Origin of the sequence: Pseudomonas sp. Irchel s3f10 (genome assembly GCF_900187515.1) — a bacterium.
Lineage (GTDB): Bacteria > Pseudomonadota > Gammaproteobacteria > Pseudomonadales > Pseudomonadaceae > Aquipseudomonas > Aquipseudomonas tensinigenes.
In genome coordinates this window covers 115,537-128,407 of sequence record NZ_FYDZ01000017.1, presented here as the reverse complement: position 1 = coordinate 128,407, position 12,871 = coordinate 115,537, and the positions used below count along the sequence as shown (strand labels likewise).

Below are 12,871 nucleotides of genomic sequence, written 5' to 3'. Positions count from 1 at the left end.
ACCTCTTTTTCAACTTCCTTCTGGCTTCGATGAACTGAAGCAACCTGCTGCCGAAACCTACATAACTCATTGAATCTCAAGGAGTTTTCCGTTTCGACTGCGCCGGAAGTGGGGCGAATTATAGACATCTGAAATTCGCCGTCAACCCTTATTTTCAGCTTTACTCGGATTTGAGCGTAATACGCGCAAATGCCTTCTTGCCCGCCTGGCAAACGTGGGTCGCGCCCAGTACATATATATAGGAGCGATCAACCACCTCACCATCCACGCGCACACCGCCTGATGCCAACAAGTCGCGCGCCGCTGCAGAGTTCTTCACCAGACCGGCTTTATTAAGGACGGCTGCGATCGGCATGTCTTCAGCAGAGACCAACTCGATCTCCGGCAGATCATCCGGCAGCTCGCCATCCTTCATGCGATTGCCCGCTGCACGATGAGCATTGGCCGCAGCCTCCTCACCATGGAAACGTGCGACGATCTCTTCCGCCAGTTTGATTTTGACGTCACGCGGATTGGCACCGGCTTCTACATCAGCGCGCAGCGCATTGATCTCATCCATCGAGCGGAAGCTGAGCAGCTCAAAGTAACGCCACATCAACGCATCCGGAATCGAAACCAGCTTGCCGTACATGACACCCGGCGCTTCCTGAATACCCACGTAGTTGCCCAACGACTTGGACATCTTCTTCACGCCATCCAGACCTTCAAGCAGCGGCATGGTCAGAATGCACTGAGCCTCTTGACCATAACCACGCTGCAGCTCACGCCCCATCAGCAAGTTGAACTTCTGATCGGTACCACCCAGCTCGACATCCGCGCGCAGAGCGACCGAGTCATAACCCTGCACCAGCGGATAGAGGAACTCGTGAATAGCGATCGGTTGATTGGTGGTGTAACGCTTGTCGAAGTCATCACGCTCAAGCATGCGCGCGACGGTGTACTGCGAAGTCAGGCGAATGAAGTCCGCAGGCCCCATCTGATCCATCCAGGTGGAGTTGAACGCGACTTCGGTTTTCGCCGGATCGAGAATCTTGAACACCTGAGTCTTGTAGGTCTCGGCGTTTTCCAGGACTTGTTCACGAGTTAGCGGCGGACGCGTTGCACTCTTGCCGCTCGGATCACCGATCATCCCGGTGAAGTCACCTATAAGGAAGATCACCTGATGCCCCAGCTCCTGGAACTGACGCAGCTTATTAATAAGCACGGTATGACCCAAGTGCAGATCCGGAGCGGTTGGATCAAAACCAGCCTTGATACGCAGCGGCTGGCCGCGTTTGAGCTTCTCGACCAGCTCGGACTCGACCAACAGTTCTTCCGCACCACGTTTAATCAGCGCTAGCTGCTCTTCAACCGACTTCATAACAGACCCGCAAGGCTCAGATTCAAAGGGAACCAACCATACAAGATCGCGCACCAATTACAAGTTTTGCCCGGCGCACGGACACCAATCCACAGACGAGATGTCTGTAGACTTGCTTCAGAGATGATTTGGTTATATTTTATACAGTTATTTCATCTTCATCATGTCATTCATCTTTTCCAATTCATCATTTTTCAAAGTCAAAATTACCTATGACCACAGAACCGTCTAAAGCGCCGCCGCTTTACCCGAAGACCCACCTGCTTGCTGCAAGTGGGATCGCCGCCCTTCTTAGCTTGGCTCTACTGGTATTCCCTTCCAGTGATGTTGAAGCCAAAAAGACGACCCTGAGTCTTGAACTGGAAAGTCCTGCTGAACAACTAACACAAGATCAAGACGCTGCTGATGCGGCTCAAGCCACAAATGAGCCAGTGGCCTCACCGTTTGCACAAATTGAAAACACTGAAGAAAACGCCGCACAAACCGCAGAAGCCGCACCTGCGCCAGTTGCCGAAACACCGAAAGCCCCCGGGCATCGTGAAGTCATCGTCGCCAAGGGCGATACATTGTCGACCTTGTTCGAAAAGGTCGGCCTGCCTGCCGCCTCCGTTCATGAAGTCCTGGCCAGCGATAAACAGGCCAAGCAGTTCAGCCAGCTTAAGCACGGCCAGAAACTCGAGTTCGAATTGAATCCTGAAGGCCAACTGACCAGTTTGCACAGCAAGGTCAGCGACGTCGAAACCATTACCCTGACCAAAAATGACAAGGGTTATGCCTTCAACCGGGTTACCGCAAAGCCGACTGTCCGCACTGCTTACGTCCATGGCGTCATCAATAGCTCGCTTTCGCAATCCGCAGCCCGTGCCGGCCTGTCCCACAGCCTGACCATGGATATGGCCAGTGTCTTTGGCTACGACGTCGACTTCGCTCAGGACATCCGTCAGGGCGACGAATTCGATGTGATCTACGAGCAGAAAGTGGTCAACGGCAAAGCGGTCGGTAATGGTCCGATCCTGTCTGCCCGCTTCACCAACCGCGGCAAAACCTACACCGCCGTGCGTTACACCAATAAACAAGGCAACAGCAGCTACTACACCGCTGACGGCAACAGCATGCGCAAGGCGTTCATTCGTACTCCGGTAGATTTCGCCCGCATCAGCTCGAAGTTCTCCATGGGCCGCAAGCACCCGATCCTCAACAAGATCCGCGCCCACAAAGGCGTTGATTACGCTGCGCCGCGCGGTACGCCAATCAAGGCTGCCGGTGACGGTAAAGTGCTGCTCGCCGGGCGTCGTGGTGGCTACGGCAACACCGTGATCATCCAGCACGGCAATACCTACCGCACGCTGTACGGCCACATGCAAGGGTTCGCCAAAGGCGTGAAGACTGGCGGGACCGTGAAGCAGGGCCAGGTCATCGGTTACATCGGCACCACCGGCCTGTCCACCGGCCCGCACTTGCACTATGAATTCCAGGTCAACGGCGTTCACGTCGATCCTCTGGGCCAGAAGCTGCCAATGGCTGATCCGATTGCCAAAGCCGAACGCGCTCGCTTCCTTGCACAGAGCCAACCGCTGATGGCGCGTATGGATCAAGAGAAGGCCACCATGCTGGCTTCGAGCAAGCGCTAAGCCATGGCTCTTTATATCGGTGTGATGTCCGGAACCAGTCTCGACGGTCTGGACATTGCCCTGATCGAACAGTCCTCGGCGATCAAGCTGATCGCCACGCACTACATTCCAATGCCTGAATCCCTGCGCGCCGAGCTGCTTGGCTTGTGCGCCAGCGGTCCTGACGAAATCGCCCGCTCTGCGATTGCTCAACAGAACTGGGTGAAGCTCGCTGCGCAGGGCATTCATACCCTCCTCGATCAGCAGCAACTCAAACCCCAAGACATTCGCGCGATTGGCAGCCACGGCCAGACAATCCGTCACGAACCGGCGCGCGGCTTCACCGTGCAGATCGGCAACCCTGCCCTGCTGACCGAACTCACAGACATAACCGTAGTCAGCGACTTCCGCAGCCGCGATGTCGCAGCCGGAGGCCAAGGTGCTCCGCTGGTTCCCGCGTTCCATGAAGCCTTGTTCGAAGAGCGTACCGGCAATCAGGCCGTCTTGAATGTCGGCGGTTTCAGCAATCTCAGTCTGATTGAGCCGACCAAGCCTGTAGCCGGTTTCGACTGTGGCCCTGGGAATGTGCTGATGGACGCCTGGATTCAGCAGCAACGTGGCGAAAACTACGATCGCAATGGCGACTGGGCAGCCAGCGGTAAAGTGGAGCCAACGTTACTCGAAGCGCTCCGCCGCGATCCGTTCTTCGCCACCAAAGGACCAAAAAGCACCGGCCGCGAAGTGTTCAACCTGCCATGGCTGGAACAACACCTTTCACACCTGCCAACCTTTGCCGCTGAGAATGTGCAGGCCACGCTGCTTGAACTGACCGCATTGACCGTCATCGAGTCGCTGCAAAGCGCTCAATCCGACACTCAGGAATTGTTGGTCTGCGGCGGCGGCGCGCACAACGCCACACTGATGGAGCGTCTGGCAGACCTGCTGCCAAACGCAACGGTCGCCAGCACCGCCACTCATGGCGTTGACCCGGACTGGGTTGAAGCCATGGCCTTCGCCTGGCTGGCCCATTGCTGTCTTGAAGGCATCGCCGCCAACCGCCCAAGCGTCACCGGCGCACGCGGCCTTCGGGTACTCGGCGCCATCTACCCGGCCTGATTAAATAGCACACAGCAAAACGCCGCAGAACCGTGAGGCTCTGCGGCGTTTTGTTATCTGGAGCGAGGAGCGATCAGATCGAGAACGAAGACCCGCAACCACATGTAGTGGTGGCGTTCGGGTTCTTGATCACGAAACGCGAACCTTCCAGACCTTCCTGGTAGTCCACCTCAGCACCGGCCAGGTACTGGAAGCTCATCGGATCTACCACCAGACTCACGCCTTCGCGCTCGACGATGGTGTCGTCTTCGGCCACATCCTCATCGAAGGTGAAGCCGTACTGAAACCCTGAACAACCGCCGCCCGTAACGAATACGCGCAGCTTCAAGCGATCATTCCCCTCTTCATCGACCAGGCTCTTCACCTTGTGCGCGGCACCGTGGGTGAATTGCAAAGCCGTGGGGGTGAAGGATTCGACGCTCATGCTGACTATCTCCCGGCGTTACGCCGCCATAATGCGTGATGACGCGCATTATCCGCTTGTCCGAGAAAATCGGTCAACTATTGTTACGGTATATCAATAAACCCGACGAGCTGATCAGAATGCAAAAAGGCCCGTCAGACGGGCCTTTTCGCTGTGCCGTTTAAAATGTTACGGCAGCATACCGGCATGGGACAGACCGAAGCGTTCGTCCAGCCCGAACAGGATGTTCATGTTCTGCACCGCTTGACCCGACGCGCCTTTGACCAGGTTATCAATCACCGACAGCACCACCACCAGATCGCCATCCTGCGGACGGTGAACGGCGATACGGCAAACGTTGGCGCCACGCACGCTACGGGTTTCCGGATGGCTGCCGGCCGGCATCACGTCGACGAACGGTTCGTTGGCATAACGCTTCTCGAACAGCGCCTGCAGATCCACTGAGCGATCAACCACCGTCGCGTAGAGCGTGGAGTGAATGCCACGGATCATTGGGGTCAGGTGCGGAACGAAGGTCAGACCAACGTCCTTACCCGCTGCACGACGCAGACCCTGACGAATTTCCGGCAGGTGACGGTGACCTTTCACCGCGTAGGCCTTCATGCTTTCCGACGTCTCGGAGTACAACGAGCCTACAGCCGCACCACGACCGGCACCACTGACACCGGATTTGCAGTCGGCGATCAGACGCGAAGCATCCGCCAGACCGGCTTCAAGCAGCGGCAGGAAACCCAGCTGCGTCGCGGTCGGATAGCAACCCGGCACGGCGATCAGGCGGGCCTTCTTGATCTGTTCGCGATTGACTTCCGGCAGACCATAAACCGCCTCGTCCAGCAATTCAGGCGCACCGTGCGGCTGACCGTACCACTTGGCCCACTCTTCAGCGTCTTGCAGGCGGAAGTCCGCGGACAGGTCGATCACCTTGGTGCCCGCAGCCAGCAGCTCACCGGCCAATGCGTGAGCCACACCGTGCGGCGTGGCAAAGAACACCACGTCACAAGCGCCAAGGGTCTTGATGTCCGGCACACTGAAGGCGAGGCCATCGTAGTGGCCGCGCAGGTTCGGGTACATGTCAGCCACGGCCAGACCGGCCTCGGATCGGGAAGTGATGACAGCCACTTCTGCCTGCGGATGCTGCGCCAACAGACGCAGCAGTTCGACACCGGTGTAACCCGTGCCGCCGACGATACCGACCTTGACCATAACCTGCCCTCAAAGAACCCACTGGAAAGCCGTCGATAATAGGGGCCGCGCGGCCCTGCGACAACCGTCAAGGTGACGTGCGGACGCTCAAGCCTCTACTATCCGGCTTACCGTGAACCTGGAATAACTAAAAATGCTCTATCTATGGATCAAAGCTTTTCACATCGTCAGCATCGTTTGCTGGTTTGCCGGGCTGTTCTACTTGCCGCGTCTGTTCGTGTATCACGCGCAAAGCGAAGACACGCTCAGCAAAGAGCGCTTCAGTGTCATGGAGCGCAAGTTGTATCGCGGCATCATGGGCCCGGCGATGATCGCCACGCTGATCTTCGGCGGCTGGCTGATCTATCTCAACCCGAGCCTCTTCAGCATGGGTGGCTGGATTCACGCCAAGTTGACACTGGTCGTCTTGCTGATCGGCTACCACCACATGTGCGGCGCGCAGGTAAAACGTTTTGCCCGTGGCGAAAACACCCGCAGCCATGTCTTTTATCGCTGGTTCAATGAAGTGCCGGTTCTGATATTGCTGGCTATCGTAATTCTGGTCGTGGTCAAGCCGTTCTAACTTCAACAAGTACAGATCCTTGGGGTGTTCATAATGTCGCTGCCCGCACTACTCGAACAACGTCTGCGTCTGCCTGTGGTGGCCGCGCCGATGTTTCTGATTTCCAACCCGGAACTCGTTCTCGCCTGCTGCCGCAATGGCGTGGTCGGCAGCTTCCCGGCACTGAACCAACGCGAAAGCAGCGGGTTCAAAGCCTGGCTGGAACAGATCGAAGCGGGCCTGGCGACACTGGACAACCCGGCGCCGTACGCGGTGAACCTGATCGTGCACAACAGCAACCCGCGCTTGCAGGCGGATCTGAACATCTGCGTCGAGCACAAAGTGCCAATCGTCATCACCAGCCTCGGCGCGGTGAAAGAGTTGGTCGACGCGGTACACAGCTATGGCGGTCTGGTGTTCCATGACGTCACCACTCGCCGACATGCCGAGAAAGCGGCCGAGGCCGGTGTCGACGGTTTGATCGCCGTGGCGGCCGGTGCCGGGGGCCATGCCGGCACCTGGAGTCCGTTTGCGCTGATTGCCGAGATCCGCCAGTTCTTCGATAAAACCCTGCTGCTTGCAGGATGTCTTAACCACGGTCATGAGATTCTCGCCGCACAGCTGCTCGGCGCGGATTTGGCCTACTTCGGTACGCGATTTATCGGCACCACAGAAAGTCATGCGCCCGACGCCTACAAGGAGATGCTGCTGACAGCCAAGGCTGCGGACATCATCCATACTCCAGCGGTGTCGGGAGTGCCGGCGAGCTTTATGCGTCAGAGCCTGGAGGCTGCCGGTTTCGATATGGCGGCTCTGCAAGGCAAGGGCGAGGTCAATTTCGGTGACAAGCTCAAGCCGATCAGCGATGAAGCCAAAGCCTGGAAAACCGTGTGGTCGGCCGGTCAAGGCGTAGGGCAGATCGACGACCTGCCAAGCGTTGATCAATTGATCGCCCGACTGGACGCCGAGTATCGCCAGGCACAGGAACGCGCAGCCCAGCTACCGCAACGCTGGCCACGCTAAGAAAAATCAGGCCAGCCCCAATGGACTGGCCTTACACTGCTGACCTTTCAATCTTTCGCGACAAGGATGCCTCGGCCATGAGCGAAACCCGTTACAAGATCGTGTTCGACGGTGCTCTACAGCCCGGTGTCGATATCACCACGGCCAAACTCAATCTGGCGGATCTGTTCAAAAGCGATGTGGCCGCGATCGAACGCCTGTTCAGTGGCCGCACCGTCGCACTCAAGCGTGATTTGTCCCACAGTGATGCGCAGGCCTATCTGCAAGCGCTGAGCAAAACCGGGGTCGACGCACGCATTGAAGCTGAAACGACAATCGAGCTGAACCTGGCGGACGTCCATGAGCACACCGCCGTTGTGGCCGAACCGGACTCGCCGTATGCACCGCCTCGCGCAAGCGTTGGCGAAAACCAGGCTGAGTTCGCCACACTCAAGCCGTTCAGCGTCGAAGGGCGAATCGGACGCTTGCGCTTTCTGGCGTGGACGATGGTCCTGAGCCTGGTGACCCTGCCCATTGTCGGCGTGTTCGCCCTGCTGGCTCTGGGGCTGGTCAGCGGCGATTCCACCACTGGCCTGATCATCGGCGGAATCTTCGCGTTCTTCCTGTTTATCGCGTTCCTGATTGTCAGCATTCTGTTCAGCGTTCAACGCCTGCATGACATCGGCTGGTCGGGCTGGCTCTGGCTGCTGAACCTGGTGCCGTTCGTGGGCAGTTTCTTTCCGCTGGTGATCATGGTCGTGCCGGGCAACACCGGCGCGAATCGCTATGGCCCTCCCCCGCCGCCCAACAGCACCGCAGTGAAAGTGCTGTGCTCCCTGTGGATCGTGTTCTTTGCGCTGATCTTTGTCGGTGGAATGCTCGGCGGGATCTCGGCCATCCAGCAGGAATATGAAAGCAATCTGGAAAGCAGCTACGAAAGTGGCTCGGTGACCACTGATGAAGTCGAAGTACAAGTCGAATCACCTGTGGATTCCGCCGACGAAGCCGCCGAAGCGGCGCAGGCCCCTGTAGACTCTGCGAAAGAATGAACAGCGCTCCCCGCCGTGACACCCGCGTCGCCGGCGCGGAGCTGTTGCGATGGAGAATTGCATGACCCGTTACGCACTGATCACCGGCGCCTCCAGTGGCATCGGCCTGGCGATGGCCGAAGCACTGGCCCGGCGTGGCCGCAGCCTGATTCTGGTGGCCCGACAGCGTGATCAGCTGGAAAGCATTGCGATCGAATTGACCCAGCGTTTTGGCGTCGAGGTACTGTTCCGCGCCTGCGATCTGGGCGAGCCATTGCGTCTGTCCGGCTTCCTGCTGGAATTGGAAGAAGGTGACCGGCAGATCGACTTGCTGGTCAATTGCGCCGGCATCGGCACCTGCGGCCCGTTTCTCGCGCAGGACTGGATGACCGAGCAGGATCTGATCGAAGTGAACATCCTCGCCCTCACCCGCCTCTGCCACGCCATCGGCAACAGCATGGCGTTGCAGGGTGGCGGGCAAATTCTCAATGTCGCCTCGGTGGCCGCGTTCAATCCCGGCCCATGGATGAGCACTTACTACGCCAGCAAGGCGTATGTGCTGCACTTCTCCGAAGCCTTGCGGGTTGAACTCAAACAAAGTGCGGTGAAGGTTTCGGTGCTCTGCCCAGGCCCGACACGCACGGCATTTTTCCGCACGGCACAGCTCAACAGCGACAAACTCAAAGACAGCAAATTGCTGATGAGCCCCGAGGAAGTCGCGCTGTACACCGTGCGCGCCCTCGACAAGAACCGCGCGATCATCATTCCGGGGCGGCGCAATCGCTGGTTCGCGTTTTTGCCGCGACTGGGTTCGCGCTGGCTTAATCGCACCATTGTCGGCATGGTCAACAAGGCTTACTGCCCTCGCTGAAATGCCCTACAGGTAAAACACTGGGCGGGATAAGCCGCCCTGCGTACACTCAGACCAGCCCAAACAACGGAGAAAACAGCAGTGGATACTCTGTTCACCAAGATCATCAACCGGGAAATCCCGGCCAAGATCATTTACGAGGACGACCAGGTTCTGGCGTTCCACGACATCGCCCCGCAGGCACCGGTGCATTTCCTGGTGATCCCGAAGAAACCGGTGCGCACCCTCAATGACCTGACCGAAGACGACAAGGCTTTGGCCGGGCATATCCTGTTCACTGCGCAGCGTCTGGCACTGGAACTGGGCTGCGAGGAAGGTTTCCGCGTGGTGATGAACTGCAATGAAAAGGGTGGGCAAACCGTCTACCACATTCATATGCACGTACTCGGTCAGCGCCAGATGAACTGGCCGCCGGGCTAAGGCACGCCCCTTCCCCCTGTGGGAGCGAGCCTGCTCGCGAAGACTTCGGCACATTCAATGTATCAGTGCCTGACACTCCGCCTTCGCGAGCAGGCTCGCTCCCACAAAAAAGCATGACCGCGCAGCAAATGACCCAGCGCAAACCTTCCCCGGCCGATTCGGTTAAACTGGCCGTCGAGATTCTTCCCGGAGGTCAGCATGACTACCCAACGTCACTACTCGCCGATTGACCGTCTTCTGCTGCAAGCCGATGCCGCGATGCGTACCCTGCTGCCCTTCAGCGGCCAGCCGTACCGTCCATCGCCGGCGATTTTGCAGCCGGACACGCAAATGAGCGACGAAGACACCCGCCACGTCGCCGGTCTGATGCGCATCAACCACACCGGTGAAGTCTGCGCCCAGGCGCTGTATCAGGGGCAGGCGTTGACCGCCAAACTACCTCAGGTGCGCGAGGCCATGGAGCACGCCGCCGAAGAAGAGATTGATCATCTGGTGTGGTGCGAACAACGCATTCACCAGTTGGGCAGCCATACCAGCGTTTTGAATCCACTGTTTTACGGTATGTCGTTCGGGATTGGCGCGGTGGCCGGATTGATCAGCGACAAAGTCAGCCTCGGGTTTGTCGCGGCGACCGAGCATCAGGTGTGCAAACACTTGAATGAACATCTCGAACAGTTGCCGGCCGAGGACGAAAAGTCCCGGGCGATTCTGGAGCAGATGCGCATTGATGAAGAACATCATGCCGAAAGTGCTTTGGAGGCTGGAGGTTTCCGTTTTCCGGCGCCGGTGAAGTTCGGGATGAGTATTCTGGCCAAGGTGATGACCAAAAGTACTTATCGGATCTGAGAACGGTATTGCTGCAAAGGGCCCCTTCGCGAGCAGGCTCGCTCCCACAGGGGGTGGCAGAATTGAAAAAGGCGACCGAAAGGTCGCCTTTTTTGTGCCCGGTGAATCTTAGGTCGGCATGTTGCGCGCGTAGAAGATTTCGAGCATTTCGTGTTTCACCCGGTCAGTCACCTGAGCGCGTTGCTCGGAGGACAGGTTGCTGGTGGCGTCGCCGAACAGGTAGTTATCCAGCTCGAAGTTCTTCAGCAGCATTTTGGTGTGGAACAGGTTTTCCTGGTACACGTTCACGTCGGTCATCTGGTACGCGTCGCGAGTGTCTTCGGACAGGTAGTTCTGGATCGAGTTGATCTCGTGATCGATGAAGTGCTTGTTGCCTTCAACGTCACGGGTGAAGCCGCGCACACGATAATCCACAGTCACGATGTCCGAATCGAACTGGTGAATGAGGAAATTGAGCGCTTTCAGCGGTGAGATGACACCACAAGTCGACACGTCGATGTCCACACGGAAGGTTGCAATACCGTCGTCCGGATGGATTTCCGGGTAGGTATGCACCGTGATATGGCTCTTGTCGAGGTGGGCCAGGATAATTTCGGGCAACGGGCCTGGCGATTCTTCGATCTGGCTTTCAGTCGGGGTTACCGGCTCTTCAGAAATCAGAATCGTGACGCTGGCACCCTGAGGCTCATAGTTCTGACTCGCAATGTTCAGAATGTTGGCACCAATGATTTCGACAACTTCCGTGAGGATCTGCGTCAGGCGTTCGGCGTTGTACTCTTGATTGATGTACTCGACGTAAGCCTGCTGGTCTTGCGGGGTCTCCGCGTAGCAGATGTCATAGATGTTGAAGCTCAAGGTCTTTGTCAGGTTATTGAACCCGTGGAGCTTGAGTTTGCTTTTCACCGTTAAAAACTCTCTATGTATGCGGCACGGCCGCGTGATCAAGCATGCCCGTCAAGTGCGAACAACGCACCTGCGTAGGACGGTTAACACCTCTTCGCGATGGCGATTTTGGTTATCTGTTCAGGCGGCTGATCCATCGGCTGACCGATCACTGCCCTGAAAAAAGTGGCGCATTATGCAGACGTCAGCGGGGGATCGCCAGAGTCTGCACTGCTTTTATGATAGTTGAATGTCGGTTCAACCGAGTTCGACGATTTCATAGTCGTGTGTGATCGCGACACCGGCGGCACCGAGCATGATCGAAGCGGAGCAATATTTCTCGGCGGACAGTTCGATGGCGCGCTTGACCTGGGCCTCTTTCAGGCCGCGGCCCTTGACCACGAAATGCATGTGGATCTTGGTGAACACCTTCGGATCTTCAGTCGCGCGCTCGGCTTCAAGGAAAGCTTCGCAGCTTTCAACGGCCTGACGGGACTTCTTCAGGATGCTGACCACGTCGAAGTTGCTGCAACCGCCAACACCCAGCAGAAGCATTTCCATCGGGCGAACACCCAGATTACGACCACCGGCGTCCGGCGGACCGTCCATCACCACGACATGACCGCTACCGGATTCGCCGAGGAACATGGCTTCGCCAGCCCATTGGATGCGTGCCTTCATCGCCCAGACTCCACTGTAAAAAAAGGGTTGCCAGCTTAGCACAGGGCTTCGCCCGGACAGCGAGCGACGTTCCTAGGACGGATGCCTCAGCGACGTAGGTAATTTCTCGAATTTACGACGAAGTGTCTGTTAAGCTGGCGCCAATTCGCTGGCGCCCATGTCAGCTGTGTAGCGACCGCCTTCAGCGCCTCATAAAAAAATCAAACATCACCGTGCAGTCTTTTCGGGATACAACCATGGTTGCTATTACCCCCACACCCAAAATCAAGAATCTCGACAAGCTGTTGATGCATTGCCAGCGCCGTCGCCATGCGGCCAAGAGCAACATCATCTGTGCGGGCGATCGCTCGGACACGCTGTACTTCATCATCAAGGGTTCGGTGACGATCCTGATCGAGGATGACGACGGGCGCGAGATGATCATCGCTTACCTCAACGCCGGGGATTTCTTTGGTGAGCTGGGCCTGTTCGAGCAGGCGGGTCAGGAGCAGCAGCGCAGTGCTTGGGTGCGGGCCAAGGTCGAGTGTGAAACCGCGGAAATCAGCTATGCCAAGTTCCGCGAATTGTCGCAGCAGGATCCAGACATTCTTTACGTACTCAGTGGACAAATCGCACAACGCCTGCGTAACACCACGCGCAAGGTCGGCGATCTGGCGTTTTTCGACGTCACTGGTCGAGTGGCGCGTTGCCTGCTGGAACTGTGCAAGCAGCCAGACGCGATGACCCACCCTGACGGCATGCAGATCAAGGTGACCCGTCAGGAAATCGGGCGGATTGTCGGTTGTTCGCGGGAGATGGTCGGTCGCGTGCTCAAGGATCTTGAGGAGCGCAACCTGGTCGATGTGAAAGGCAAGACCATGGTGGTCTTCGGTACGCGCTAAGCCCGA

At 57.6% G+C, this 12,871-nt stretch carries 14 protein-coding genes; 9 read left to right on the top strand and 5 right to left on the bottom strand.

The genetic code is table 11. The features are described from left to right. Nucleotides 1-160 precede the first annotated feature (160 nt). The gene (gene tyrS / locus CKW17_RS26150; protein WP_095122665.1) at nucleotides 161-1,360 is read right to left on the bottom strand and encodes a tyrosine--tRNA ligase; all 1,200 of its coding nucleotides are present in this window, start codon (nucleotides 1,358-1,360) and stop codon (nucleotides 161-163) included. A 212-nt stretch (nucleotides 1,361-1,572) separates the two neighbouring features. Here tyrS and CKW17_RS26145 point away from each other — a divergent pair, with 212 nt between their 5' ends. Together CKW17_RS26145 and CKW17_RS26140 are read left to right on the top strand one after the other, a co-directional pair. Continuing rightward, nucleotides 1,573-2,991, top strand: a complete 1,419-nt coding sequence (locus CKW17_RS26145; protein WP_095122663.1) for a peptidoglycan DD-metalloendopeptidase family protein — start codon at nucleotides 1,573-1,575, stop codon at nucleotides 2,989-2,991. A 3-nt stretch (nucleotides 2,992-2,994) separates the two neighbouring features. Then, on the top strand, nucleotides 2,995-4,086 hold the full coding sequence (locus tag CKW17_RS26140) for an anhydro-N-acetylmuramic acid kinase (RefSeq protein ID WP_095122661.1): 1,092 nt from the start codon (nucleotides 2,995-2,997) through the stop codon (nucleotides 4,084-4,086). A 73-nt stretch (nucleotides 4,087-4,159) separates the two neighbouring features. Here the strand turns inward: CKW17_RS26140 and erpA are convergent, their stop codons facing one another. Beyond that, nucleotides 4,160-4,510: an iron-sulfur cluster insertion protein ErpA gene (gene erpA / locus CKW17_RS26135; protein ID WP_008077999.1), complete on the bottom strand. Its 351-nt coding sequence runs from the start codon at nucleotides 4,508-4,510 to the stop codon at nucleotides 4,160-4,162. Nucleotides 4,511-4,678: 168 nt separating this feature from the next. Then, complete coding sequence (gene argC / locus CKW17_RS26130) at nucleotides 4,679-5,713, bottom strand: N-acetyl-gamma-glutamyl-phosphate reductase (RefSeq protein WP_095122659.1); 1,035 nt, start codon at nucleotides 5,711-5,713, stop codon at nucleotides 4,679-4,681. A 133-nt stretch (nucleotides 5,714-5,846) separates the two neighbouring features. Here argC and hemJ point away from each other — a divergent pair, with 133 nt between their 5' ends. The 6 genes from hemJ to coq7 all read left to right on the top strand — a co-directional run bounded on the left by hemJ (nucleotide 5,847) and on the right by coq7 (nucleotide 10,421). Beyond that, nucleotides 5,847-6,275 (top strand): protoporphyrinogen oxidase HemJ, encoded by a 429-nt coding sequence (gene hemJ / locus CKW17_RS26125; protein WP_095122657.1) that lies wholly within the window; start codon nucleotides 5,847-5,849, stop codon nucleotides 6,273-6,275. A 33-nt stretch (nucleotides 6,276-6,308) separates the two neighbouring features. Beyond that, nucleotides 6,309-7,277 (top strand): nitronate monooxygenase family protein, encoded by a 969-nt coding sequence (locus tag CKW17_RS26120; protein WP_095122656.1) that lies wholly within the window; start codon nucleotides 6,309-6,311, stop codon nucleotides 7,275-7,277. Nucleotides 7,278-7,354: 77 nt separating this feature from the next. Further along, entirely contained in the window at nucleotides 7,355-8,305 is a 951-nt protein-coding gene (locus CKW17_RS26115; protein WP_095122654.1) for a DUF805 domain-containing protein, read from the top strand. Nucleotides 8,306-8,366: 61 nt separating this feature from the next. After that, nucleotides 8,367-9,155 carry an SDR family oxidoreductase gene (locus tag CKW17_RS26110; RefSeq protein WP_034155108.1) on the top strand — a complete coding sequence of 263 codons (789 nt, stop codon included), beginning with the start codon at nucleotides 8,367-8,369 and terminating at the stop codon, nucleotides 9,153-9,155. An 81-nt stretch (nucleotides 9,156-9,236) separates the two neighbouring features. Then, nucleotides 9,237-9,575 (top strand): histidine triad nucleotide-binding protein, encoded by a 339-nt coding sequence (locus CKW17_RS26105; RefSeq protein WP_003228789.1) that lies wholly within the window; start codon nucleotides 9,237-9,239, stop codon nucleotides 9,573-9,575. Between the two features lie 198 nt (nucleotides 9,576-9,773). Then, nucleotides 9,774-10,421 (top strand): 2-polyprenyl-3-methyl-6-methoxy-1,4-benzoquinone monooxygenase, encoded by a 648-nt coding sequence (gene coq7 / locus CKW17_RS26100; RefSeq protein WP_008077993.1) that lies wholly within the window; start codon nucleotides 9,774-9,776, stop codon nucleotides 10,419-10,421. A gap of 108 nt (nucleotides 10,422-10,529) precedes the next feature. On the opposite strand, the gene speD is transcribed toward coq7, so the two are convergent. Both speD and CKW17_RS26090 read right to left on the bottom strand, forming a co-directional pair. After that, nucleotides 10,530-11,324 carry an adenosylmethionine decarboxylase gene (gene speD, locus CKW17_RS26095; RefSeq protein ID WP_095122652.1) on the bottom strand — a complete coding sequence of 265 codons (795 nt, stop codon included), beginning with the start codon at nucleotides 11,322-11,324 and terminating at the stop codon, nucleotides 10,530-10,532. Between the two features lie 237 nt (nucleotides 11,325-11,561). Continuing rightward, nucleotides 11,562-11,984, bottom strand: coding sequence for an OsmC family protein (locus tag CKW17_RS26090; RefSeq protein ID WP_003228794.1), 423 nt, complete (start codon nucleotides 11,982-11,984; stop codon nucleotides 11,562-11,564). 236 nt (nucleotides 11,985-12,220) lie between these two features. Here CKW17_RS26090 and crp point away from each other — a divergent pair, with 236 nt between their 5' ends. After that, nucleotides 12,221-12,865, top strand: a complete 645-nt coding sequence (gene crp / locus CKW17_RS26085) for a cAMP-activated global transcriptional regulator CRP (RefSeq protein ID WP_095122650.1) — start codon at nucleotides 12,221-12,223, stop codon at nucleotides 12,863-12,865. Nucleotides 12,866-12,871 lie beyond the last annotated feature (6 nt).

Coding starts and splice junctions, on each gene's coding strand:
- tyrS (WP_095122665.1), bottom strand. CDS start 1,360: ATGAAGTCGGTTGAAGAGCAGCTAGCGCTGATTAAACGTGGTGCGGAA.
- CKW17_RS26120 (WP_095122656.1), top strand. CDS start 6,309: ATGTCGCTGCCCGCACTACTCGAACAACGTCTGCGTCTGCCTGTGGTG.
- erpA (WP_008077999.1), bottom strand. CDS start 4,510: ATGAGCGTCGAATCCTTCACCCCCACGGCTTTGCAATTCACCCACGGT.
- crp (WP_095122650.1), top strand. CDS start 12,221: ATGGTTGCTATTACCCCCACACCCAAAATCAAGAATCTCGACAAGCTG.
- CKW17_RS26115 (WP_095122654.1), top strand. CDS start 7,355: ATGAGCGAAACCCGTTACAAGATCGTGTTCGACGGTGCTCTACAGCCC.
- hemJ (WP_095122657.1), top strand. CDS start 5,847: ATGCTCTATCTATGGATCAAAGCTTTTCACATCGTCAGCATCGTTTGC.
- argC (WP_095122659.1), bottom strand. CDS start 5,713: ATGGTCAAGGTCGGTATCGTCGGCGGCACGGGTTACACCGGTGTCGAA.
- CKW17_RS26145 (WP_095122663.1), top strand. CDS start 1,573: ATGACCACAGAACCGTCTAAAGCGCCGCCGCTTTACCCGAAGACCCAC.
- coq7 (WP_008077993.1), top strand. CDS start 9,774: ATGACTACCCAACGTCACTACTCGCCGATTGACCGTCTTCTGCTGCAA.
- CKW17_RS26110 (WP_034155108.1), top strand. CDS start 8,367: ATGACCCGTTACGCACTGATCACCGGCGCCTCCAGTGGCATCGGCCTG.
- CKW17_RS26140 (WP_095122661.1), top strand. CDS start 2,995: ATGGCTCTTTATATCGGTGTGATGTCCGGAACCAGTCTCGACGGTCTG.
- CKW17_RS26090 (WP_003228794.1), bottom strand. CDS start 11,984: ATGAAGGCACGCATCCAATGGGCTGGCGAAGCCATGTTCCTCGGCGAA.